Genomic DNA, 23,933 nt, shown 5'->3' on the forward strand with positions numbered 1-23,933 from the left:
GAACCACCGTGGAGACGCGACGTGAACACCCCGCCTGATACCCTGCCGCTCGACGATCATCTCTGCTTCGCCATGTACTCGGCGAACATCGCGATCAATCGTCTGTATCGGCCGGTGCTCGACGAGCTGGGTATCACCTACCCGCAGTATCTGGTGCTGAGCGCGCTTTGGGAGACAGATGGCCGCACGATCGGCGAGATCGCCGAGCGGCTGGCGCTCGAATCGAGCACCATCACGCCACTAGTCAAACGGCTAGAGACAGCCGGCTTCCTTGGACGTAATCGCAATCCCGATGACGAGCGACAGGTGAACGTCGCTCTGACCGTTAAGGGCAAGGCTCTCCGGCAAAAATCGAAATGTCTCACCGAGACGCTTCTGGATCGTTCGGGACTTCCTGTCGCGGACATGGTCCGATTGAACAGGGAGGTAGGCGCGCTTCGTGATGCATTGACGGCGCGCGCAGACCTGCGAGCCTGAAGGCGGAGTTTCCTTTGTCACCGTCCGCAAAATCGCGGCTGATCCATGAAAGCGGGGAGCGCTGATCGAGCCCCCTGGCGCGGCTTTATCTACATCCACCAATTATCGGCGCAGGCCAGATCGTCTTCGCAGAAGGTTCGCTCGGTCGTCGGCTATATTTCTAGGACGGAGAGTGGGCCTTCAAGCTGGGCGCGAGCCTGAGAAGGTGGCAAAACATCCTTCTTGTCGCCGTAGTACCATCCATAGGCCGCGAAGATCGACTTCACGAGCTCGAGGAGGTGCTGGTCCAGCTCATCGCAGCGGGGATGGTTGCGCATCTCCACGCCCTGCCGCTCGCACCTGATCAGGCCCGCCTCCCGCAGCACCTTTATATGCGCGGAGAGCGAGGACTTCGGGATCACGCGGTCCCGGGCGTGGGCATTTGCAGAACACGTCCCGCCGGAACCCTCACCACCGATGCGCGCGCAGATCGCTGCTCGCTCCGGATCGGCGAGCGCATGCAGGATCATCTCGGGTCGGATGTCCTCGACGGCAGGGTGAAAGAGCGGCCTCATGCCAAATTACATAGGTGGCCTTGACAGACAGATCAATTGTTCCGATGTTCTGAACTTCAGAATTTGTCCTTACCTCGTAGAGCTGGCTGCCAGCGGCTTCCGCTGGTCCTTCCGAACGGAGCATTCCCGATGTCCTCTACCGATACCAGTGCGCTGTTCCGGCCGTTCAGCCTGAAGACGCTAGATCTCAAGAACCGCATCGTCATGGCGCCGATGACGCGCGGCATGGCGCCCGGCGGCATCCCGCGTGAGCCGAACGCCGCCTACTACCGCCGCCGTGCCGAGGGTCAGGTCGGCCTGATCCTGTCCGAGGGGACGGTCATCGACCGTCCGGCGTCCCGCAACCATCCCGACGTCCCGTCCTTCTACGGCAACGACGCGCTCGCCGGTTGGCAGGGCGTGATCGACGCCGTCCATGACGCTGGCGGTCGGATGGCGCCGCAGCTCTGGCACACCGGATCGACCCAGTTTCAGGATTGGGAGCCCGCGTCCCCGGTGGAGAGCCCGTCAGGCTTGCTGGCGCCCGGCCAGCCCCGCGGCGAGGCGATGAGCGAGGAGGCGATCGCCGATACGGTGTCGGCGTTCGCCAGGGCGGCTGCCGACGCCAGACAGCTGGGTTTCGACGCTGTCGAGGTCCATGGTGCGCACGGCTACCTGGTCGACCAGTTCTTCTGGTCGGGGACGAACCTCCGCACCGATCGCTACGGCGGCGCCTCCCTGAAGGAGCGGGTGCGGTTCGCCGGCGAGATCGTCGCCGCGATCCGTGCAGCGGTCGGCGCCGACTATCCGCTCATCCTGCGGGTCAGCCAGTGGAAGCAGCAGGACTACACCGTTCGCCTGGCGGAGACCCCTGAACTGATGGCCGAGTGGCTTCAGCCGCTCGTCGACGCCGGCGTGGACATCCTGCACTGCTCGCAGCGCCGCTATTGGCAGGCGGAGTTCCCCGAGGTGGACGGCGAGAACGGCCTCAATTTCGCGGGCTGGGCGAAGAAGCTGACCGGCGCTGCGACGATCGCCGTCGGTTCGGTCGGCCTGTCGCAGGACTCGGCCAGCGCCTTCCGGGGCGAGGGTTCGACCAGCGTAAGCCTCGATCCCCTGATCGAGCGCATGGAGCGGGACGAGTTCGACCTGATCGCTGTCGGGCGGGCGCTGCTGAGCGATCCCAATTGGGTGCTGAAGACCCAGGGTCAGGACAGCGAGCCGCTCAAGGGCTTCGATGTCTCCTCGCTGGCCGAGTTGGTCTGATGAAGACGACAGCCCTGACAGCACGCCGTTACGGTCGACCCGACGTGCTCGAATACGTCACGTTCGACATGCCAGACCTTGCCCGCGACACGGCCCGGATCGAGGTGAAGGCGGCGGGCATCAACCCGGTCGATGCCCGTCGAATGACAGGTGAGCTACGGTTCGGGGAGTTGCCGCTGCTCTTCGGCACCGAATACGCCGGCACGATCGTCGCGTTGAATGCCGACGATGGTGAATGGACGGTCGGCGACGAGGTCCTCGGTGCCGGTGGCGACTTTACCCACGCCACCATCATCGACGTTCCTATCGCCAATCTGGTGCGGCGGCCGCCGTCGCTGTCGTGGGAAGTGGCTGGATCGCTCGCCGGCGCCGCCCAGACTGCGCTGACGATCCTCGATGAGCTCGGGCCCGTCTCATCGCTTCTTGTCCATGGCGGCGCTGGCGGCGTCGGCTCTATCACCATCCAGCTCGCGCGGGAGCAGGGGTTCGCCGTCGTGGCGACGGGGTCGGACGCGAACCAGAGCTACCTTCGCTCCTTGGGCGCGATTCCCGTCGTGTACGGACCTGGGCTGGTCGAGAGATTGGGGCAGGCGCACGCGGGCCTGTTCGACGCCTCGATCGACATGGCGGGCTCGCAGGAGGCGACGGAGGCCTCGCTTGCCCGCGTGAAGCCTGATGGCGTCATTGGGTCGATCACGGCAACGCGACCAACGTCGCCACGGGTGATTCCGATCATGCGACGGCGTGATCCGACGCTCGTCGAACGTGTCGCGACCGGGATCGCGAGCAGCGCGCTCAGGTGGGAAATCAGCGCCACCCACGACTTTAAAGATGCCCGCGCGGCCTACGAAGCAATTCTTGGACGCCACGTCCGGGGCAAGAGCGTGCTCACGTTCTAGTCGGCGACGCCGGCGTACGGCTCACCGGATCGTTGCCCGTCATCATCCAACTTATCAAGAAGTATCATGACCAAGAAACTTGAAGGCAAGGTGACGCTCATCACCGGTGGCTCGCGCGGCCTCGGGGCGGCGACGGCCCTGGCGTTTGCCGACCAGGGATCCGACGTCGCGATCACCTACGTCGCGTCAGCGGAGAAGGCCGCGGCGGTCGTCGAGCTGGTCAAGGCCAAGGGCGTGCGCGCAGTCGCCATACAGTGCGACCAAGGCGATCCGTCGGCTGCCGATGGCCTCATTCGCGAGGTGGTGGCGCAACTCGACAGGCTCGACATCCTCGTCAACAACGCAGGGATCGCCGTCCAGGGCAAGCGCATCGACGACGGCGACGTCGACAACGCTGCGCTGGATAGACAGTGGACGATCAACACGCTCGGCGTCGTGGCCAACATCCGCGCGGCCGCCAAGGTTCTTCCGGACGGGGGCCGCATCATCTCTATCGGCTCGGGGCTGGGCAGCCGGGCCCTATTCCCGGGAACGGCCGACTACGCCGCCAGCAAAGCGGCGATCGTCGGGTACTCGAAGGGCGCCGCCCGCGACCTCGGACCACGCAACATCACGGTCAACGTGGTGCAGGCCGGCATCATGCCCACCGACATGGCTGCGGCGTCTGCGGACCAGATCCCGGATGCGGTGCTGGACATGCATCCGATTCGCCGCATCGCCACTCTCGAGGAGGTCGCCACGTCGGTCATCTACCTCGCCGGGCCGGACGCTGGCTACATCACCGGGTCGGTCATCGACGTGAGTGGTGGTGTGCTTTCCTGAGCAACCTCTCGTCGGGGGAGGGCAATTGCCTTTGGCGACCAGCGCCCTCTCCCGAAAAAACGACGGTTCATTTCGAACATCGGGCAGTGGAATACCGGTGGAGCAAACGGAGCAGCAACATGCCTTTCTCTCTTTATGACGCGGTGGTTCCCTCCAATATCCAGATATTGGAGGCGCTCGATCAGGTTCTGCAGAAGGCCAAGTCGTTCTGCGTCGAGCGCGGTTCGCCCGAAGCGGAGATGATCGACGCACGGCTCGCACCGGATATGCAACCGCTCGGCTATCAGGTGAAGTCCTGCGCCGTGCACTCGATCGGTGCAGTCGAGGGCGCGCAAGCCGGGAGCTTCTCGCCGGACTGGAGTGCCTGGCCCACCGACTTCGACGGGCTTCGCGACGTCCTTCAACGCGCCGGCGCAGCCCTTCACGCACTTGATCGAGACAGGGTCGACGGTCTGACCGGGACCGACATGAACATCTTGGCCGGCGAGCGCAAGCTACCGTTCAACAGCGCGAACTTCCTGCTCTCCTTCTCGCAGCCCAACTTCTATTTTCACGCGACGACAGCTTATGCGATATTGCGAGCGCAAGGCGTAGACCTCGCCAAGCGCGACTTCCTCGGCACCATCCGCGCCAACCGCTAGCCGAACCGAGCTTCCGCGATACCACCGATGTCTCCTGAGGAGTTGCGACTGTGAACGACCTGTCGACCTTTGCGATCACCCGGCGCTGGCCCGCCGAACATCCAGATCGGCTGCAGCTCTACTCGATACCGACGCCCAACGGCGTGAAGGTCTCGATCTTGCTCGAGGAGCTTGGCCTGCCATATGAGCCTCATCTGATCGATTTCACCAAGGACGATCAGAAGAGCGCCGAGTTCGAATCACTCAACCCGAACGGCAAGATCCCTGCAATCATCGATCCAAACGGACCGGGCGGCCACCCGCTTGCCTTGTTCGAATCCGGCGCGATCCTGCTGTATCTTGCCGAGAAGACCGGTCAGTTCCTGCCGACGGAACCGGTGGCGCGCTGGCAGACCATCCAGTGGGTGATGTTCCAGATGGGCGGCGTCGGGCCGATGTTTGGGCAGGTTGGCTTCTTTGTGAAGTTCGCCGGCGGGGACTTCGAGGACAAGCGTCCGCGCGACCGCTACGTCACCGAGGCGAAGCGACTGCTTGGTGTGATGGACCGGGTGCTTGAGGGTAAGACCTGGTTCATGGGCGATACCTACACGATCGCCGACATCTCCATGCTCGGCTGGATCAACAGCCTCACCGGGTTCTACGGTGCGGGCGAACTGGTCGGGTTCGACGATTTCCATAATGTGAAGGCATGGCTCGAGCGGGGAATGGCCCGACCTGCCGTGCAACGTGGATTGAAGATACCCGCGCGCGACTGATGCTCAACAGCTCGGTCAACCTGGTGCAGGGGCGGCATCATGCCGACCGACATGGCTGAGGCGTCCGCGGACGAGGTTCCGGCTGCGGTGCTGGACATCCATCTCGCTGGACCAGACGCGACGTGAGCGGTGGCGTGCTCTCCCGACGCGTTGCGCATCCAGAAGACCTCGCCTCTCGAATGCCTGACAGACAACCTTATAGGTAGTTGCCCATGTCCCGACCTCCCTTGCCTCCATTCACCCTTGAAACAGCTGCGCAGAAGGCGCGGATGGCCGAGGACGCCTGGAACAGTCGTGACCCGGAAAGGGTGTCGATTGCCTACACGCCTGATAGCATCTGGCGAAACCGGAGTGAGTTCCTGACAGGCCGAGACGCCATAGTGGCGTTTCTAACGCGCAAGTGGGCGAAGGAGTTGGATTACCGTCTTATCAAGGAATTGTGGGCGCATGACTGCAACAGGATTGCGGTGCGCTTTGCCTACGAATGGCGCGACGAGCGCGGCAGCTGGTTCCGGTCCTACGGCAATGAGAACTGGGAGTTCGACCACGCCGGTCTGATGGCAAGGCGTATCGCTTCTATCAATGATCTCCCGATCACGGGAAGCGAGCGCAAGTTTCACTGGCCTCTCGGCCGTCGCCCGGACGATCATCCGTCACTCAGCGATCTCGACCTCTAAGCAAAAAACGCGTCCTGACCTATCGCGCTGGTGACCTACCTGCACCGGCGGGAGCGCTCCGCAAACACAGATGAGGGCGCGAGCCTGGCGATGCTGCAGAAAGCGACTGGCTGCGGAAAAGGCAGGCTCTGCGGCTTCTTCCTCGGTGGGAAGGAAGAGATGATGGACTCAGTCCTTGCCGATCTCTCGGGAGGGCACTGTCAGACCTAATGCACCGCTGATTTCCTATTTGGTTGGGGCGGTCAGTTGAGCGTCCTCGCTGTCACTTTGTTCAGCGAAAGGGCTGCCTATGTTCTCGCCGTAGCTCCGGATCGGAACCGAGTTTCCCGCTGATCGCAGGCTAAACGAACCAGATTCTGGTTAGTCTGACAGTGCCGCTCTGAGCCATAACTAACGATGGTAAGCTTCGAGCTTGGGTTGTTGCCGAGCACCCATGCCGGAAACGAACCTGAGACAAGCTCGGATTTGCCATGCCGCGGCGGCAGTGTGATGATCAGCTTCCTGATCTCGCCGGACGCAAGCTGCGCAAGGCAATGCACCATCGCATCGATATGATCGCCTGGGGTAATCTCTTCTCCGCCATGCAGGATACGAAACGCCTCGGCATGAAAGTGTCCAAGCGAGCGCCGCATGACCTCGTCGGCAAATGCATGACGGGCCAGGGGCGAAAGGTCAGGAAGCATCTTCACTTCGAGTCCTTTCGATTGGTCTGACGGATGACGGGCCTTTTAGGCAGATCCAACTCGGCCAGCAGCTGGTCGATAGCTTCCTGCTCCCACGTATCAACCTCGGGACCGGGCTCCTGGTCAGCGACTCTGCGAATAACCGTGACATAGGAATCCAACAGGATCTGCGCGGCCTTAACCGATCCTTTGGCAGCGGCACTCTTGAGCGTCTGCACGGCGAACGTATCGGTCGTTTCACGCTCCTCGGCAAAACCGCGCTTGAGCAGGCTGGCGACCGCCTTGGTCAGCCGGGCGGGGGTGCCGCTCAGATTGTCGGGCGCCGGAAACACGCTGCCGGTGTCGCGTTGCGCTGCGTTGGACAGCAGGATGCCGTCGAGGTCGGTCAGTTTGGTCATGGGTGGTGGTCCTTGTTCAGGCAAGCAGCGCCGTTGCTGCTCCCACCATCATCAGCCCCGCGGATCTGCATCGGCGGGGCGGGCGGCCTCATCCGGGCCGCGACTCAGTAGGTCGACGATTGCTCTGGTTGCAGCGCAAGTCGAATGGTTTGTGCAGCGCCAATCGTTGCGAAAATATGGTCCAATACGACCGATTGACGGTTTCTAATAAGGTCGATAACATCCTAATCAGAAACATGTAGGGAGTGGGCATGGGTGGTCTGACGCGGAGGGGCGTGATCGGTATCGGATGTGCGGCGGCCGTCCCGATGATCAACGTGCATGCGTATCAACTGACTGCCGCGGTGCCGACGCGCTACTCGCGCCGCGCGGTCGATCTGGTACGCGAAGGCCTGATCATCGACATGCTCGCGCCGATCAAGATCAACTTCGATCCCAGCTTCTACGCGGTGCGGATGAGCGCGCAGGACGAGGCGGATTTCCGCGCCAGCGGCGTTACCGGTTTTCATCACGCGATCGGGCTCGGCGGCCCCGATGCAAAGGAAAGCGCGCTCGCCTTTTTTGCCATCTGGGGCAATTACGTCGCTCGTCACGCGCACCTGTTCTGCGCGGTCGACAAGGCGGTTGACCTGCTTCGCGCCAAGCGCGACGGCAAATGCGCGATCATCATGGGCCTGCAGAATGCCGATCATTTTCTGAGCCCGGCCGACGTCAAGTATTTCTACGAGATCGGGCAACGCGTCTCGCAGCTGACCTATAATTCGCAGAACCGCATCGGCTCAGGCTCGACCGACCGTGTTGATGGCGGGATCAGCGACTTCGGCGTGTCGATCATCGAGGAGATGAACAAGGTCGGCATGCTGATCGACGTGTCGCACAGCGGCGACCGCACCACGCTGGACGCGATCGAGCTGTCACCCAAGCCGATCGCCATCACGCACAGCAATTGCCGCGCGCTGATTGAACATCCACGCGTCAAGACCGACGCGGCGATCGCCGCGCTGGGCAAGAAGGGCGGAGTGATGGGCATTACGGGTGTGCGCAATTTCGTCAGCAAGACCGATCCTACGACAATCGCCAACATCGTCGACCATATCGACCATGTCGTGAAGATCGCCGGGATCGATCACGTCGGCATCGGGACGGATTCGGATCTCAACGGCTATGACGATACGACACCCGAGATGAACAAGCAGCTGCGCGGCGCCTATAAGGACAGCTACGCCTTTCGCGAGAAGATCGACGTCGACGGGTTCGATCATCCACGCAAGATGTACGACCTGACCGAGGAACTGATCCGCCGACGCTATTCGGATGCGAACATCAAAGCGGTGTTGGGAGGCAACTTTCAACGCCTGCTCACCGCGACCTGGGGCGGCTGAACGATGAATGCGCAGATCCCCCCCCCCACCGCCGCCGCTTTGATCCTTCCTCAACCCTACTTGTTGTTTCTGGGCGACGTGACCGAGCCCGGGTTCGCCAAGACCGCCTTCGGCCTGCGCGACTGGGCGGTTGAACAGTGCGTCGGCGAACATGTCCTGCCCGGCGCTACGGTGACAACCGGGCTCGTCCGGTTGACGCCGGCGCAGGCAGCGGCGCGGGGCGCGCGCTCCATGCTGATCGGCGTCGCCAACCAAGGTGGCGTGATCCCGCCGAACTGGCGCGCATCTCTGATCGAGGCGTTAAACGCGGGGCTCGACCTGATCAGCGGTATGCACGCGCGACTTGGGGACATTCCCGGCGTCGCGGCCGAAGCGGCGCGACTGGGGCGGCAGCTGATCGACGTGCGCGTACCGCCAGCGACCCTGCCGATCGCCACCGGGCGCAAGCGGGCGGGTAAAAGGTTGCTGACGGTCGGCACGGATTGCGCGCTAGGCAAGAAATACACCGCGCTGGCACTCGCCCGCGCGTTCGTTGATCGAGGCATCAATGCCGATTTCCGCGCCACCGGCCAGACCGGAATCATGATCGCCGGAGGCGGCATCCCGATGGATGCGGTGATCGCGGACTTCGAGGCGGGCGCTGCGGAGACGCTGTCGCCCGACGCCGACCCTGCGCATTGGGACGTGATCGAGGGGCAGGGCTCGCTGTTTCACCCGGCCTATGCCGGCGTATCGCTTGGGTTGCTGCACGGGAGCCAGCCCGACGTGTTCGTCGTCTGCCACGAACCCGGCCGTGTCGCCGTGCTGGGCGCGCCGGGTTATCACCTGCCGGCGGTCGAAGAGGTGATCGAGGCGACGCTGCTGCTCGGGCGGCGCACCAATCCCGCGATCCGCTGCGCCGGTATCGCCTACAACACGTCGCAGCACGATCCGGATGAGGCGGACCGGGCGATGGCCGCCGATGCACAGCGCCTGGGGCTGCCGGTCGCCGATCCGATCCGTGGCGGTCCTGCGTTCGACCAGCTGGTCGCGAGCTGCCTCGCATGATCGCCGCCGCCCCGCCCGTCGCCGCGACGTCGAGCTGGTTCCAGCGCTACTTGTTGCCCGGCTTCGCCTTCAAGGCGGTGGTGATCGGCGGCGGGTATGCGACGGGCCGCGAGCTCGCCGAATTCTTTCTGCCGAGCGGGCCGTGGGGCGGCCTGGCCGGCATGATCCTGGCGACATTGATCTGGAGCGGGGTGTGCGCGCTGACCTTCGCCTTTGCCCGCGTGGTGCAAGCTTACGATTATCGCAGCTTCTTCAAGGCGCTGCTCGGCCCATTCTGGCTCGTGTTCGAGATCGCCTATATGGCGTTCGTCATCCTGATCCTGTCGGTGTTCGGTGCCGCCGCCGGCGCGATCGCCGCGGCGACGCTGGGGGCGCCGCCGATCGTCGGCACGCTGGCGCTGGCGGTCGCGATTGCCGGCTTCGCGACGTTCGGCAACAGCTCGGTCGAGCGACTGTTCAAATGGGTCTCGTTCCTGCTCTACGGCGTCTACGCGCTATTCATCGTGCTCGCACTGTCGGGCTTCGGTGATCGGATCGCAGCCAATTTCGCCGTACCTGCGCCGAGCGGCGGCTGGGCGCTCGGCGGGCTGACCTATGCGAGCTACAACATCGTTGGGGCGGTCGTCATCCTGCCGGTGATCCGCCACCTTACCAGCCAGCGCGAGGCGGTGACCGCCGGCCTGATCGCCGGCCCGCTGGCGATGATCCCGGCACTGCTGTTCTTCGTCGCGATGATCGCCTTTTATCCCGGCATCGCCGCCGAGACGTTGCCCTCCGATTTCCTTCTGCGGCAATTGCAGATCCCCGCCTTCCACTACCTGTTCCAGCTGATGATCTTTGCCGCACTGCTGGAAAGCGGCTGCGGCGCGGTGCACGCAATCAACGAGCGCGTCGATACCGTGTTGCGCGTCCGGCGGGGTACTGGATTGAGCCACCCGCAGCGGGCGATGCTTGCCGCGACGTTGCTCGTCGGCTGCATCTTCGTCGCCGGACGCTTCGGCCTGGTTGCGCTGATCGGCAGCGGATACCGCTTCCTCGCCTACGTCATCCTTGCGGTCTACGTCGTCCCGCTGATCGTGATCGGCCTGCCGCGGCTGATCCGTGGCCTCAGCCCCATTCCGAAGCCTGCGCATCCCTTGGGGATCGTCGAATGATCCTGCTCCGCAGGCGCGGCATCGCCATGCCGTTGTCGCTCGCCCTGCTGGCATCGAGTGCCATGCCGGTCACGGCGCAGACCAGCGCCCGGGCAAGCACCGCCGCGCTGGCGGCGATCACCACCTTGCCCGCGTTCATTGATGGCGTGATGGCGCAGCAGATCGCCACGCGTGAAGTCGCCGGCGCAGTCGTCACTGTCGTGCAGAATGGGCGCGTGATCATGTCGCGCGGCTACGGCTATGCCGATGTCGATCGCGCCATCCCGGTCGATCCCGCCACCACCTTGTTCCGGCCCGGATCGGTGTCGAAGCTGTTCACCTGGGTCGCGCTGATGCAGCAGATCGAGCGCGGCAACGTCAGTATGGATGCCGACGTCAACCAGTACATCGATTTCAAAGTGCCGGCGTTCGAGGGGAAACCGATCACCGTCCGCGACCTGTTCCAGCACACCGAGGGCATGAGCGACGTCGGCGGCATCATCATCCCCGATCCGGCAAAGGTTGAGCCGTTTGGCAAGTGGATCGCGACCCACATCCCCCGCCGGGTGTGGGCACCGGGTACTGAGACGTCCTATTCGAACTGGGGGGCGGCGCTGGCCGGCTATATCGTCGAGCGCGTGTCCGGCGAGCCGTTCGCGACCTATACCGAGCGTCATATCTTCCGCCCGCTGGGCATGAGTTCGACTACGTTCCTCGAGACCTTCGACGCGCCGATGCGGCTGCGCTCGGCACTCGGCTACAAGCTAGAGAACGGCCGCTTCGTTGCCAACGGCATCGAATATGTCGGCAATATCGCCCCGGCCGGATCGGTATCGGCGCCGGGCGCCGACATGTCGCGCTTCATGATGGCGATGCTCGGCGGCGGGCAGTTGGGTGGCGCGCGCATCCTCAAGCCGGCGTCGGTGCGGATGCTGATGTCGGACAGCTTCGCCAACGTGCCCGGAATGGAAGGCATGGCGCACGGATTCATGGTGCGTGGCCTGGCACCGCGGCTCGTCGGCCACGGCGGCAACACGCGCGACTTCCACTCCGATCTGGTGCTCGCACCCGACCGGGGGTTCGGCTTCTTCATCTCGATGACCGGCGGCGAGGGCAGCTACGGCGCGCGGACCGAACTGACCGAGGCGATCATCGGCCGGATGTTCCCACGCCAGCCGGCGGTGCGCGTGGCAGGGCCGTCTCCGCGCATCGGCAGCTATCGCACCAATCGTCGCGACTATGACAAGCCCCCCAGTCCCGAGCGCGACCTGAAGGTGTCGGTCGCGGGTACGGGCGCACTGAAGCTCGAGCTTAGCGGGCGCACCTCCTATTGGCAGCGGATCGGCGCCGACACGTACGAGCAGGTCACCGGCGCCCGTGCCGGCGGACCCTATGAGCAGTTGCGCTTCTACGGCGACGATCGTGATCCGCGCCTGTCCTTCTCATCGCAGCCGCACGTCACCTATCACTTTGTCAAACCCTGAAGGACGCGCGATGCCGATCGGCCTGAGCTCCAGTCTGCGTCCCCGCCCTCGGAGTTTCGGCGGCGCGATCCTCGCCCTGCTGCTCGTGCTGGCGCCTGGTGTGGCGCTTGCTGATCCGCCCGCCGGCTTCGATGCGCGGGTCGAGGAACTGCGCAAGTCGGTCGGCATACCCGGCATGGCGATCGCGATCGTCGAGAATGGCCGCACGACGCTCGCCAAGGGCTATGGCATGCGGCGCATCGGGGGGCGCGATGCGGTGACCCCCGACACGATCTTCCCCAATGGATCGACCGGCAAGGCGTTCACCTCCGCCGCGCTGGCGGTGCTGGTCGACCAGGGCAAGATCGGCTGGGACGACAAGGTGATCGATCGTCTTCCGGGATTCCAGATGTACGATCCCTATGTCACGCGCGAGATGACGATCCGCGACCTGCTGGTGCATCGCAGCGGGCTGGGTCTGGGGGCGGGCGACCTGCTGTTCGTGCCGAGCACCAACCTAACCCGGCGCGAAGCGGTGCGGCGGCTACGCTTCATCAAGCCGGCGACGAGTTTTCGCAGCGGCTATGCCTACGACAACGTCCTCTACATGGTCGCCGGCCAGCTAATCGAGGAAGTGTCCGGCCAGACCTGGGAAACGTTCGTCGAGCAGCACGTGCTGCGCGCCGGTGGCATGAAGACCGCAACGTCCGATGAAAAACGCTTTGCCACACGCGATCGTGCCTTTCCGCACGCGCGCATCAGCGGACCGTTCCGCGGCGTCGGCGAGCAAGAGATGCTCGACGAGCGCAAGGAACTGGGGCGCACCGCCGCGCCCGCCGGCGGAATGGCGGTCAGCGCGCGTGACATGGCGCGCTGGATGACAATCCAGCTAGCGCACGGCAAGCTACCCGAGGGCCGCCAGCTGTTCAGCGAGCGTCAGGCCGCAGAGATGTGGACGCCGGTCGTGCTGACGCCGTCCGGGCCGATGCCGCCGTCGCTCACTTCCGCGCAGCCGATGTTCAGCGCCTATGCGCTCGGCTGGTCGGTGCGCGACTATAAGGGCGCGAAGATCGTCTGGCATGACGGCGCGGTGTTCGGCTTCCAGGCGACGGTGGTACTGATCCCTGAAAAGAACATCGGCTTTACCATGTTGATCAATTCGGAAGATGGCGAGCTCGTCCGCGGGCTGATGTACGAATTGCTCGACCATTATCTTGGGCAGCCCACGCAGGATTGGGTGAGCGATTGGCGTGCGTTCAAGCGCGCGCGGCAACAGCGCGCGCAGGCCGCCGTGTCGGGTGCCGAAGCAAAGCCTACGGCGGTCGGCCCCTCGCTGCCACTTGCGCGCTATGCCGGCGACTATGCCGACCCGTGGTACGGCCCGATCTCGATCCGCGCGGACGGGGAGCGGCTGCTCATCGACTTCAAGCAGTCGCCCGGCCTTACCGGCACGCTCGAACACTGGCAGTATGACAGCTTCCGCACGCGGTGGGACGACAAGAGCTTCGAGCCCGCTTACGTCACGTTCGCGCTCGATCCCGCGGGCAAGATCGACCGCGTCACCATGCGCCCCGTATCGCCGGTTGCCGATTTCAGCTGGGACTATCAGGATCTGCTGTTCACCCCGGTGAGCGCGGCACAATAATTATCCACGGAGACGCCATCATGAAGCTCGCTTTCGCACTCGCCCTTATGGCCCTTCCGCTGCCCGCCATGGCGCAGACCGCCGCCACGTCGGACACGCCGGGCAAGACCGCCAGTGGCATCGCCTATGTTCAGCCCCGTGACTGGACGCGGACGGTCGTGGGCAATGCGACGATCTTCACGGCACCCGAAAGCACGCTGAAGATCGCCGTCGTCGAGGTCGGGACCGCGGCCGACGCCGCCGCCGCCGCCGCCGCGGGTTGGACTGCATTCGCCCCGCAAGCCAATCGCACCGTGCGCCTGGTGACCCCTGCCGCCCCCGACGATGGCTGGGACGAGCGCGTGAGCATTGCCTATGATACGTCGCCCAATGAACGGGCGTCGGTATCGGTGCTGGCGCTGCGCAAGGGCACCGCCTGGACGGTGGCCATCGTCGACGGATCGGAAGCGGTCGCCAACAAGCGCTCGGCGGCGACCGGCGCGATCGTCAGCGGCCTGCGCCCGGCGGGGTATCAGCGCGAAAGCTTCGCCGGCAAGACCGCGCACCGCCTGACCCCCGACCGTATCCAGTTGCTGCGCGATTTCGTCACGGCATCGGCAAAGACGCTGGAGGTCCCCGGCGTTGGTCTGGCGCTGATCGATGGCGGCAAGGTCGTGTGGCAGGGCGGCATCGGCGTGCGCGCGCTCGGCTCGCCCGAGCCGGTGACGGCGCACACCAAATTCATGATCGCCTCGAACACAAAGGGCATGGCCACGTTGCTGCTGTCGGTGCTCGCCGACGAGGGCAAATTGCGCTGGGACCAGAAGGTCACCGAGCTTTATCCCGATTTCCGCCTGGGCAGCGACGAGGTCACGCGGTCGGTGGAGGTGCGGCATCTGGTCTGCGCCTGCACCGGGCTGCCGCGCAAGGACTTCGCGTTCATTCTGGCCGATGGCGGCGCGCCGGCATCCGACACGTTCAAGCAACTGGCGGTGACCCAGCCGACCAGCAAGTTTGGCGAATTGTTCCAGTACAACAATCTGATGGCATCTGCGGCCGGCTATGTCGGCGGTCATCTCGCCTATCCGAACATGGAATTGGGCGCGGCATTCGATCGTGCCATGCAGTCCCGCATCTTCACGCCCCTTTCCATGCGCGACACGACGTTCGACCTGAAGGTCGGCGAGAGCGGCGATTGGGCGAAACCGCACAGCTACAACCTCGGCGGGCAGATGACGCTGATGTCGAACAGCTTCAACCACCTGATCACGCCGCACCGCCCGGCCGGCGGCGCCTGGTCGAGCGCGGCGGACATGACGCAGTACGTGCAGCTCGAACTCTCGAAGGGCGTCGATTTCGAGGGCAAGCGGATAGTCAGCGAGGCCAACATCCTCGAACGCCGCAAGCACAATGTGCCGCTGGGTGAGGATGCGTGGTATGGCATGGGGCTGATGGATCGCACAGATTACGGCGTGAACGTCGTCACGCACGGCGGCACGCTGCAGGGCTATCACAGCACCTTCTACGCGCTGCCCGAATCGGGCATCGGCGCGGTCATCCTGACCAATTCGGACACCGGCCCGGCGATGTTCACGCCGTTCCTGCGCCGCTTGCTGGAAGTGGTCTATGACGGCAAGCCCGAGGCGGTGCAGGCGATCGCCCCCGCGGCGGCGCGCCTGAAGGCCAGTGTCACGGCGCGACGTGCCAAGCTGACCGTGCCGGGCGATCCGGCGGTGCTGTCGAGCCTCGCCTCGGCCTATCGTTCGCCGGATGGGCTGAACATCAAGATCAGCGACCGCGCCGGCGTGAAGTGGGTAAACGCCGGCTTCATCGAAGGGCCGGCCGCGACGCGCAAGAATGCGGACGGCACGGTATCTCTGGTCACGGTCGCGCCGGGATCGATCGGCGTCGACGCGCTGGTCGGCACCGCCGACGGCAAGCGCACCCTGTCGATCCGCGATAGCCAGCACGAGTACCTCTACACCGAGGTCGGCGGGTAAGCTTAGCGGTACTCCCGCGCAGGCGGGAGCCCAGCGCTGGAGAGCGAAGGGCCGGGTGGCTTTACGCTCCCGCCTGCCGGGGAGCGCGCCGGTTCACATCGTGCAGCGGTGGCGCAACACCATCCCGCTGCGTGACCCCGTCGGCTGGCCGCTGCGCAGTGCCACCACGCCGTTGACGATCACCTCGCCGATGCCCTCGGGCGCCGCGGTCGGCGCGTCATAGGTCGACCGGTCGCGGATCCGGGCGGCATCGAATACCACGATGTCGGCGCGCAGTCCCTCGCGCAGCACGCCGCGATAGGTCAGGCCCAGGCGCCCGGCGGGCAGCGACGTCATCTTGCGCACCGCGTCTTCCAGCGTCAGCACGCCGCGCGCATTGATATATCAGCGATGATCCGCGGAAACGTTCCGTAGGCGCGCGGATGCCCCCTGCCGAGTGCCTCGGGCGGCACGGTGCTGTCCGACACCGAGGCATCGGTGCCGACGCTGACCCAAGGCTTCTTCATCGCCAGCGACACGTCGCGTTCGTCATGAAATAGAGCGCACCCGCGCGCTTGGGCAACGCGGCCAGCCAGATGTCCCACGCGGCGTCGGCGGGATCGCGCGTCAGCGCCGCGCCGATCTCGACGAAATTCTTGCCCTCGAACTTCTTGTATTCGGGGTTGTGGGCGCTCGATAGCACCACGTTCTTCCATCCGCCCGATGCATTGACGAGGTTCGACCAGTTGGCCTGCGGCTCGGCCTTGAGTTCCTTCTTGAGCTGCGCGCGGACCGCCGGGTCGCGGAGCGCGGCATGCGCCGCATCGCGCCCTTGCGCGAAGACATGCGTCGGCACCGTGGCGTCCAGGCCGGTCCCACCGGCGGTATAGGGATAGATGTTGGCCGCGACGTCCACGCCGCGCGCACGCGCCGCCTCGATCCTGGCGAGCGCCTGCGGCATCAGCTTGCCCCACAGCGGCGCATAGGCGGCCTTGACGTGGAAGATGTCGACCCGCGCCGCTCTTCTCACCGATCGCGACGGCCTCGTCGATCGCGGTCAGCAACTTGTCGCTCTCGTCGCGCATGTGCATCGCATAGAGCCCGCCGCACTTGCCCGCGGTCGTAGCCAGCCGGGTAAGGTCGGCGGTCGACTGGAACGTGGCGGGCGAATAGATCAGCGCGCTCAACACGCCGAACGCGCCGGCCTGCATCGCAGTGCGAACCTCGGCCTCCATCGCCTGCAGCTGCGCTTCACCCGCGCTTGCACAGCTCCGTACGTGGTGCCGAAATTGACTGCGATGCCGCTGGTCGACAATGTCGTGAAGTAGCCGGCGAGCTCACCCGCCGGAACCGCGGTGCCCGCTTCGCCGGCCATCAGCGTGGTCACGCCCAAGCACAACTTGCTTGCCGCAGACCCGTCCTTCAGCAGCGTGTTCTGCGAATGATCGAGCATGTCGATGAAGCCGGGCGCTATGTAGCGGCCGGTCGCGTCGATCTCTTCACGGCCGCGGCCTTCGACTGTGCCGACCAGGACGATCCGGGCGTCCTGCACCGCAATGTCGGCGCGTACCCACGGACTGCCGGCGCCATCCAGGACCCGCCCGCCATGGATCACGATGTCATATGCCGGTCGATCCTGTGCTGCCGCCACGCCGGTCAGCACGAGCGCGGCGGCGCCGATCCAGTAGCTCTTCATGTGCCATCCCCTGCCACCGATGATAGCGGCGAGGGTGCTTAGCTCAGCTGAAAATTACAAACCTATTCGGGACGCTTCGCCTTCCTTGTTCCTGAATGGAGATTTGCGGCGACGCGTTCCGTGGCCTCCATTACGCGCAGTACGTTGCCGCCCGCCAGCTTGGCGATGTCGGCGTCGCTCCAGCCGCGTCGCATCAGTTCGGCGAGAAGAGCCGGGTACGTCGCAACGTCGGTGAGGCCGCTCGGCAGCGCTTCACCAACGCCGTCAAAATCTGACCCCAGCCCGACATTGTCGACGCCGGCGACGCGCGCGATGTGCTCGATATGGTCGGCGACTTGCGACAGCGTCACTGTCGGGGCGGGGTTGGCCCTCAGCCATCCGGCATAATCGGCCGCCGCCTTTTCCGGCTGGCCGATGTCCAGCCCGTCGAACGGTGGTGAATTCAGCCGGGTCTTCTGTGCCGCGGAATCGGCCGACCAGCGCCGATAGGCGTTGGAGACATAGGCCGGTGCGTAATTGACCATCACCACGCCGCCATTCGCATGCACCAGCTTCAGCACGGCATCCGACACGTTGCGCGGATGATCGTCGATCGCGCGTGCGCTGGAATGGGAGAAGATCGCCGGCGCCTTCGTCACGGCCAAGGCGTCGCGCATCGTCGCTTCGCTGACATGGCTGAGGTCGACGAGCATGCCGAGCCGGTTTAGCTCCAGCACGACCTTGCGACCGAAATCGGTCAGGCCGCCATGCACCGGGTTGTCGGTGGCGGAATCCGCCCAGGCGATCGTCCGCGAATGCGTCAGCGTGAGATATCCCGCGCCCAGCGCCGCATAGCTGCGCAACACCGACAGATTGTCGCCGATCTGTCCGCCGCCCTCGACCCCAATCAGGCTTGCGATCCGCCCCGACGCATGCGCGCGGCGCACGTCGGCTGCGGTTCGTGCCAGCATGAACGTCTGCGGATAACGCGCCGCGATCGAGCGGACGAGATCGATCTGCTCCAGCGTCTGTTCGACCTGCTCCTTGCCAGGCAACGCCGACGACACCCACACCGACCAGAATTGCCCACCGACCATGCCCTTGCGCAGGCGCGCAATATCGGTGTTGTAGCGCACGGGGCGGCGCGACAGGTCGTTCAGATCGGTCGTCCAGCGCGCTTCGCCCTCTCGCTCGCGCAGGGCCTCGGGCCAGTCGTTATGACCATCGATCAACGGCGTCGCACGCAGCACGCGCGCGACCCGGCCGGCATAATCCTGCGCCGCCAGCGGGGACGAGGCTGCCATGGCCAGGAACGTGGCGATCAGCCACCGCGACGGCCGCCTCATCGACGTTTCCGCGTGGGCCGCGCGTCGGCGGGCGGCGCCTCGTTCTCGTTCACCGCGACCGCGTTCTGTCGCCGCTCCTCGTGTAGGGTCAACAATGATTCCATGAGTTCCTCTTCGTCGCTGGACATGACCGCGAGCACCTCGGCCTCCTCGCAATCCTCGGCGGCCAGGTAGGCGTGGCCCATGCTCGAATCGATATACAGCGCTTGCCCCGGCCCCAACGTCACCGGATCGTAAAACTCGGTCTGCACCACGACCTTGCCGCTGAGGACATACAAGAATTCCTCACCGCTATGATGCACCAGTTCGCCGAACTCCTCGGCCGACCGCGCGCGGATTTTCGTAATAGCGGGGATCATCCGCTTGCGGCGAAGCTCGGTGCATAAGTAGTAATAGTCATAATTCGGCGTCTCGATCCGCACCGATTGCGCGATATCGCCCAGGCTGCGCCGCGCGGTAACCGACTGTGCGGCTTCCCCCTCGGATTCGGCGAACAGCTCGGACATGCGGAGGCCTAGCCGCTGTCCGAGCGACTGCAGCTTGTCATAGGTCAGCGTCAGCCGGTCATGCTCGATCTTGGACAGCGTCGAGACCGGGATGCCGGTCTTCGAACTCATCTCCTTCAGCGTCCAGCCTTTACGGGAGCGCATCCCGCGGAGCAGGGCTCCCAGTGTAGGTGGAGGTGTCGACACAGAAATCCTCTCGCTGGCCATTGACGATCTCTCCGATCAGGATCAGGTTGTCCTGAATGGACACGTAAGCCAATCTTATCGCGGTCGGTGGGATGCAGCAACGGGTAAGAAGGAGAAGGTCATGCGCATCGCCAAACGACTGGCCATGATGGCCGTGATGATCGGAAGCATCGCGTCCGCGCAGGGACCCTCGCTCCGCTCCGCTCCGACGGCATCAACGCCGGCAGTGTCGTCGTCCACCGCGCCAGCACCGGCTGGACAGCATCCGCTGACCGCCGCCGATGTCGATGCGTGGCTCGACGGCTACATGCCGTATGCGCTGCACAGCGGCGACATTGCCGGTGCGGTCGTCACGGTCGTCAAGGACGGGCAGGTTATCGCCGCGCGCGGTTACGGCTATGCCGACATCGCCAAGCGCCGCCCGGTCGATCCGGCACGCACGCTGTTCCGGCCGGGATCGGTTTCGAAACTGGTGACTTGGACGGCGGTGATGCAGCAGGTCGAAGCCGGCAAGATAGATCTCGATGTGGACGTCAATCGGTACATCGATTTCAAAATTCCGGCGCGCGGCGGCAAGTCGATCACGATGCGCCAGATCATGACGCACACCACGGGCTTCGAAGAGGCATCGAAAGACATCATCTTCTACGATGCGAACCACAACATATCGCTGGAGGCGTATCTCAAACGGTGGACGCCGACACGGATCTTCGATGCGGGCACGACCGCGGCCTATTCGAACTGGGCGACGGCGCTGGCCGGGTACATCGTCCAGCGGACCTCGGGCATGCCATTCGACGACTATGTCGAGCGCCGGATCTTTGCGCCGTTGGGCATGCGGACGGCAACCTTCCGGCAGCCGCTGCCCGCAAACCTGCGTTCCGATATGGCGACGGGCTATCCGCAGGCGTCTGCGCCAGCCAAGGGTTTCGAAATCGTCGGTCCGGCACCGGCAGGCTCGCTGTCCGCGTCCGGGATTGACATGGCGCGGTTCATGATCGCGCATCTCGACAATGGTCGCGGTATCCTGCGCCCGGAAACCGCGGCGATGATGCACAACAGCCCGTTTGCGCGTGTCGATCCTAAATCGCTGATTCCGCCGCTTAACCGAATGGAACTTGGTTTCTTCGAGACCAACTATAACGGCCGTGAGATCATCGCCCATCTGGGCGATACGAACGAATTCCACACCTCATTGCACTTGTTCCAAAAGGAACGCGTCGGCTTCTACGTGTCGTTCAACAGCCGCGGGCGCGACGGCGCGGTGGGCGTGCTGCGCACTCAGTTGTTTCAGGATTTCACCAGCCGCTACTACCCGAACATTGCCCCGCGCGACGGACGGATCGATCCTGCGGTTGCGGCCGAACATGCGCGGATGATGGTAGGGCATTGGGAGGTCAGCCGGCGGTCGGTTTCAAACTTCGTCAACGTGCTAAACCTCGTCGGGCAGGTCGAGGTCGGCCTCGACGATAAGGGCGGCCTGTCGATCGCGTCGTTGAAGGGTCCGGGCGGGGCGGTGAAGCATTGGGACGAGATCGCGCCGTTCGTCTGGCGCGAACGCGGCGGCACCGATCGGGTTGCCGCGCAGGTGGTGGATGGCAAGCCCGTGCGTTGGAGCTTCGACCTGGTCGCGCCGTTCATGGCGTTCGACCGCGTGCCCGGCTGGCGTTCCGCCGGCTGGCTGATGCCCGCGTTGTACGCGAGTCTCGCGGTGCTGTTGCTGACCTTGCTGTACTGGCCGGTCGCCTGGTTCGTCCGCCGCCGCTTCGCCGCGCCGATCGCGGTGTCGGGCACGGCGCTCAAGGCCTATCGTGCGACGCGGATCATGGCCGGGCTGGTCCTGCTGGTGCTTGGCGGCTGGGTTCTGGCGTTTACCTTTCTGTTCGCCGACCGCCTGTCGCCAGGGGGGCTGAGCGCGCTCTTGTGGCTGCTGCAGATCGGCGGCGCGATCGTCTTTGCCGGCGCGGTCGGCATCGCGGCCTGGAATGTGCGCGAAACGTGGCGCGATGGACGCCGCTGGACGCGCAGGGTGTGGAGCGCGCTGGTGCTGCTGGCGACGCTCGTCGTGCTGCTCGTCGCCTGGGCATACAGCCTGATCGCCATGACGGGGAATTATTGATGGCTCGCCTTACGCTCGACGTGACCACCGCCGTCCTGCGGTTGGCGCAGCCGTTCCGCATCTCCGGCTATGTGTTTGAAACCGCGGAGGTGCTCGTCGTCACGCTGGGTGATGGCGAGCATCGCGGGCAGGGCGAGGGGGCGGGCGCCTATTATCTGGGCGACGACCTAGCCAACATGCGGTCGCAGGTCGACGCCGCGCGCGCGGCGATCGAGGCCGGCCCGACACGTGAGGAATTGCGCGGCATCATGCCGGCGGGTGGCGCGCGCAACGCGGTCGATGCGGCATTGTGGGATCTGGAGGCGGCGCGCGCCGGCCGGCCGGTGTGGCAACTCGCCGGCCTGGCCGAGGCGCCGCGGCCGATCGTCACCACCTTCACCGTCAGCGCCGATACCCCGCAAGCGATGGCAGCGCGCGCGACCGGCTATGTCGGGGCGAAATCGATCAAGGTGAAGCTGACCGGCGAACTCGAGCTGGATCTGGCGCGGGTCGCGGCGATCCGCCTGGCGCGGCCCGACGTGTGGCTGGGAGTCGACGGCAATCAAGGCTTCGCGCGTGGCGATCTCAAGGCGCTGGTCGCGGGCCTTGCCGAGTATGATATTGCCTTGCTCGAGCAACCGCTGGCGCGCGGGGACGAGGCCCAGCTGGAGGATTTCCACTCCTCGATCCCGCTGGCGGGTGACGAAAGCCTGCTGACGCTTGCCGACGTCCCCGGCGCGGTCGGGCGGTTCGACGTCGTCAACATCAAGCTTGATAAATGCGGCGGGCTTACCGAAGGGCTGCTGATGGCGGCCGAGGCGCGGCGGCTGGGGCTGGGCGTCATGGTCGGCACGATGATCGGTACGAGTCTCGCCACCGCGCCGGGCTTCGTGCTCGGCCAAGTCGCCGACCTGGTCGATCTTGATGGGCCGACCTTCCTTGCAGAGGATAGTCAACCAAGCGTCACCTACACCGACGGCACGTTGTACGCGGGGCCCGAGGTATGGGGCGCCGGCGACCCTGTCTCGCGATGACGACAGTGTCGACCGACGAGCGCACTTGGTTCGGTCAGCCGCGCGGGCTGACCATTCTGTTTCTGACCAACATGTGGGAGCAGTTCTCCTATTACGGCATGCGCGCGCTGTTAGTCTATTACATGACCAAGCAGCTGATGATGGCGCAGGGAACCGCCTCGCTCGTCTACGGCACCTATACCGCCTGCGCCTATTTCACGCCGATCATCGGCGGCGTGATCGCCGACCGATGGCTCGGTAAGCGACGGGCGATCGTGATCGGCGGATCGATCATGGCGACGGGCCATTTCATGATGGCGTTCGAGCCGCTCTTCTACCCGGCGCTTGCCGTCATCGCGATCGGCAATGGCCTGTTCCTGCCGAGCCTGCCGAGCCAGATCGACGATCTGTACGCACCCGGCGACCCGCGCGTCGGCTGGGCTTACAACGTCTATTATGTCGGCGTGAACATCGGCGGGTTTCTGGCGCCGCTGATCTGCGGGACGCTCGGCGAATTGTACGGCTGGCATTACGGCTTCGGCGCGGCGGGTGTCGGCATGCTGCTAGGCCTCGGCATCTATTTGTGGGGGCAGCGTTACCTGCCGCCGCAGACGCGGCATCCGGCGGTGGAACGCGGCGCGGCGCCGCGCGCACGCTTCCCGCGCGAGATCGTCCTGCTGCTCGGCGCGATCGCGCTGTCCGTCACGGTGTTCCGCGGCGCTTACGAACAGGTGGGCAACACTGTCGCGTTGTGGGCGGATGTCGGCGTCGATCGCAGAACTACGGCCGGGGCGATCCCGGTGACCTGGTTTCAGGCGCTCAATCCGTTACTGGTGATGGTCATGACTCCGCCGTTGCTGGTAATGTGGCGGCGCCGCGCCGCGACCGGCAAGCTGGAACGGCCGGCGCGCAAAATGGCGCTTGGTGCCCTGGCCGTGGCTGGCGCCTACGTGCTGCTCGGCCTGCTCGAACTCGCCGGCGGGCCGGCGCACTGGCTATGGCTGGTGGCGTTCTTCGTGATCCTGACGTTTGGTGAATTGTACATCCTGCCGACCGGCCTCGGGCTGTTCGCACGCCTTGCGCCCAAGGGGCTTGGCGCGACGACCGTGGCCGCATGGTTCCTGGCGACCTTCGCCGGAAGCCTTGCGGCTGGCTTCGTCGGCACCTTGTGGAGCCGGATGGACCATATGAGCTATTTCTTCCTGCTCGCCGGCATCGGCGGCGTGGCCGCGCTGATGTTGCGCGCGATCGATCCGTCGGAACGAAGGATTGCCGCACGACACGCTTTGGACAAACTGGATTGACTATTCTCTAAACAGGCTAATAATCT

General features: G+C 64.9%; 25 protein-coding genes. 16 read left to right on the plus strand and 9 right to left on the minus strand.

Features of this window, described 5'->3' with window-relative positions; all coding sequences use genetic code 11:
• The first annotated feature begins 72 nt into the window (after positions 1–72).
• A complete protein-coding gene (locus U1739_RS17905; RefSeq protein ID WP_332710025.1) occupies positions 73–477 on the plus strand; it encodes a MarR family winged helix-turn-helix transcriptional regulator in 405 nt (134 codons plus the stop codon).
• 152 nt (positions 478–629) lie between these two features.
• Here U1739_RS17905 and U1739_RS17910 read toward each other — a convergent pair whose 3' ends face one another.
• Positions 630–1,031, minus strand: a complete 402-nt coding sequence (locus U1739_RS17910) for an ArsR/SmtB family transcription factor (RefSeq protein ID WP_332709962.1) — start codon at positions 1,029–1,031, stop codon at positions 630–632.
• 129 nt (positions 1,032–1,160) lie between these two features.
• Here U1739_RS17910 and U1739_RS17915 point away from each other — a divergent pair, with 129 nt between their 5' ends.
• From U1739_RS17915 to U1739_RS17940, 6 genes are all read left to right on the plus strand, one after another.
• Positions 1,161–2,276, plus strand: coding sequence for an NADH:flavin oxidoreductase (locus tag U1739_RS17915; RefSeq protein WP_332709963.1), 1,116 nt, complete (start codon positions 1,161–1,163; stop codon positions 2,274–2,276).
• Positions 2,276–3,175, plus strand: a complete 900-nt coding sequence (locus U1739_RS17920; protein ID WP_332709964.1) for an NADP-dependent oxidoreductase — start codon at positions 2,276–2,278, stop codon at positions 3,173–3,175. Before U1739_RS17915 ends, U1739_RS17920 begins: the two co-directional genes overlap by 1 nt.
• Positions 3,176–3,241: 66 nt before the next feature.
• A complete protein-coding gene (locus U1739_RS17925) occupies positions 3,242–3,997 on the plus strand; it encodes an SDR family NAD(P)-dependent oxidoreductase (protein WP_332709965.1) in 756 nt (251 codons plus the stop codon).
• A 119-nt stretch (positions 3,998–4,116) separates the two neighbouring features.
• Complete coding sequence (locus tag U1739_RS17930; protein ID WP_332709966.1) at positions 4,117–4,638, plus strand: DUF1993 domain-containing protein; 522 nt, start codon at positions 4,117–4,119, stop codon at positions 4,636–4,638.
• 50 nt (positions 4,639–4,688) lie between these two features.
• Complete coding sequence (locus U1739_RS17935) at positions 4,689–5,393, plus strand: glutathione S-transferase family protein (RefSeq protein WP_332709967.1); 705 nt, start codon at positions 4,689–4,691, stop codon at positions 5,391–5,393.
• A gap of 212 nt (positions 5,394–5,605) precedes the next feature.
• Positions 5,606–6,070 carry a nuclear transport factor 2 family protein gene (locus tag U1739_RS17940; protein ID WP_332709968.1) on the plus strand — a complete coding sequence of 155 codons (465 nt, stop codon included), beginning with the start codon at positions 5,606–5,608 and terminating at the stop codon, positions 6,068–6,070.
• Positions 6,071–6,357: 287 nt separating this feature from the next.
• Here U1739_RS17940 and U1739_RS17945 read toward each other — a convergent pair whose 3' ends face one another.
• Positions 6,358–6,759: a hypothetical protein gene (locus U1739_RS17945; protein ID WP_332709969.1), complete on the minus strand. Its 402-nt coding sequence runs from the start codon at positions 6,757–6,759 to the stop codon at positions 6,358–6,360.
• Complete coding sequence (locus U1739_RS17950; RefSeq protein WP_332709970.1) at positions 6,756–7,151, minus strand: hypothetical protein; 396 nt, start codon at positions 7,149–7,151, stop codon at positions 6,756–6,758. Before U1739_RS17950 ends, U1739_RS17945 begins: the two co-directional genes overlap by 4 nt.
• Before the next feature lie 251 nt (positions 7,152–7,402).
• On the opposite strand from U1739_RS17950, the gene U1739_RS17955 reads away from it, so the two are divergent.
• From U1739_RS17955 to U1739_RS17980, 6 genes are read left to right on the plus strand one after another with little or no spacing between them, the layout of a single operon-like run.
• A complete protein-coding gene (locus tag U1739_RS17955) occupies positions 7,403–8,533 on the plus strand; it encodes a dipeptidase (RefSeq protein ID WP_332709971.1) in 1,131 nt (376 codons plus the stop codon).
• A gap of 3 nt (positions 8,534–8,536) precedes the next feature.
• Entirely contained in the window at positions 8,537–9,580 is a 1,044-nt protein-coding gene (locus U1739_RS17960) for an N-acetyltransferase DgcN family protein (protein WP_332709972.1), read from the plus strand.
• Complete coding sequence (locus U1739_RS17965) at positions 9,577–10,734, plus strand: YkvI family membrane protein (protein WP_332709973.1); 1,158 nt, start codon at positions 9,577–9,579, stop codon at positions 10,732–10,734. The genes U1739_RS17960 and U1739_RS17965 overlap by 4 nt, the downstream gene beginning before the upstream one ends.
• Entirely contained in the window at positions 10,731–12,197 is a 1,467-nt protein-coding gene (locus tag U1739_RS17970) for a serine hydrolase domain-containing protein (RefSeq protein WP_332709974.1), read from the plus strand. The genes U1739_RS17965 and U1739_RS17970 overlap by 4 nt, the downstream gene beginning before the upstream one ends.
• 10 nt (positions 12,198–12,207) lie before the next feature.
• Positions 12,208–13,821 (plus strand): serine hydrolase, encoded by a 1,614-nt coding sequence (locus U1739_RS17975; RefSeq protein WP_332709975.1) that lies wholly within the window; start codon positions 12,208–12,210, stop codon positions 13,819–13,821.
• A 20-nt stretch (positions 13,822–13,841) separates the two neighbouring features.
• Complete coding sequence (locus U1739_RS17980; protein WP_332709976.1) at positions 13,842–15,800, plus strand: serine hydrolase domain-containing protein; 1,959 nt, start codon at positions 13,842–13,844, stop codon at positions 15,798–15,800.
• A gap of 93 nt (positions 15,801–15,893) precedes the next feature.
• Here the strand turns inward: U1739_RS17980 and U1739_RS17985 are convergent, their stop codons facing one another.
• From U1739_RS17985 to U1739_RS18010, 6 genes are all read right to left on the minus strand, one after another.
• Positions 15,894–16,166 carry an amidohydrolase family protein gene (locus tag U1739_RS17985; protein ID WP_332709977.1) on the minus strand — a complete coding sequence of 91 codons (273 nt, stop codon included), beginning with the start codon at positions 16,164–16,166 and terminating at the stop codon, positions 15,894–15,896.
• Positions 16,160–16,318 (minus strand): hypothetical protein, encoded by a 159-nt coding sequence (locus U1739_RS17990; protein WP_332709978.1) that lies wholly within the window; start codon positions 16,316–16,318, stop codon positions 16,160–16,162. The genes U1739_RS17985 and U1739_RS17990 overlap by 7 nt, the downstream gene beginning before the upstream one ends.
• Positions 16,303–16,740 carry a hypothetical protein gene (locus U1739_RS17995; RefSeq protein WP_332709979.1) on the minus strand — a complete coding sequence of 146 codons (438 nt, stop codon included), beginning with the start codon at positions 16,738–16,740 and terminating at the stop codon, positions 16,303–16,305. The genes U1739_RS17990 and U1739_RS17995 overlap by 16 nt, the downstream gene beginning before the upstream one ends.
• A gap of 222 nt (positions 16,741–16,962) precedes the next feature.
• The gene (locus tag U1739_RS18000) at positions 16,963–17,475 is read right to left on the minus strand and encodes a hypothetical protein (protein WP_332709980.1); all 513 of its coding nucleotides are present in this window, start codon (positions 17,473–17,475) and stop codon (positions 16,963–16,965) included.
• Between the two features lie 62 nt (positions 17,476–17,537).
• Complete coding sequence (locus tag U1739_RS18005) at positions 17,538–18,800, minus strand: dipeptidase (protein WP_332709981.1); 1,263 nt, start codon at positions 18,798–18,800, stop codon at positions 17,538–17,540.
• On the minus strand, positions 18,797–19,513 hold the full coding sequence (locus U1739_RS18010; protein WP_332709982.1) for a helix-turn-helix domain-containing protein: 717 nt from the start codon (positions 19,511–19,513) through the stop codon (positions 18,797–18,799). The genes U1739_RS18005 and U1739_RS18010 overlap by 4 nt, the downstream gene beginning before the upstream one ends.
• A gap of 100 nt (positions 19,514–19,613) precedes the next feature.
• On the opposite strand from U1739_RS18010, the gene U1739_RS18015 reads away from it, so the two are divergent.
• Genes U1739_RS18015 through U1739_RS18025 form a run of 3 tightly spaced genes read left to right on the plus strand, consistent with a single transcriptional unit; the run spans position 19,614 to position 23,907 of the window.
• Positions 19,614–21,611, plus strand: coding sequence for a serine hydrolase domain-containing protein (locus tag U1739_RS18015; protein WP_332709983.1), 1,998 nt, complete (start codon positions 19,614–19,616; stop codon positions 21,609–21,611).
• A complete protein-coding gene (locus tag U1739_RS18020) occupies positions 21,611–22,624 on the plus strand; it encodes a dipeptide epimerase (protein WP_332709984.1) in 1,014 nt (337 codons plus the stop codon). The genes U1739_RS18015 and U1739_RS18020 overlap by 1 nt, the downstream gene beginning before the upstream one ends.
• Positions 22,621–23,907: a peptide MFS transporter gene (locus tag U1739_RS18025; RefSeq protein WP_332709985.1), complete on the plus strand. Its 1,287-nt coding sequence runs from the start codon at positions 22,621–22,623 to the stop codon at positions 23,905–23,907. Before U1739_RS18020 ends, U1739_RS18025 begins: the two co-directional genes overlap by 4 nt.
• Positions 23,908–23,933 lie beyond the last annotated feature (26 nt).

The organism is Parasphingomonas puruogangriensis, from assembly GCF_036663635.1.
Lineage (GTDB): Bacteria > Pseudomonadota > Alphaproteobacteria > Sphingomonadales > Sphingomonadaceae > Sphingomonas.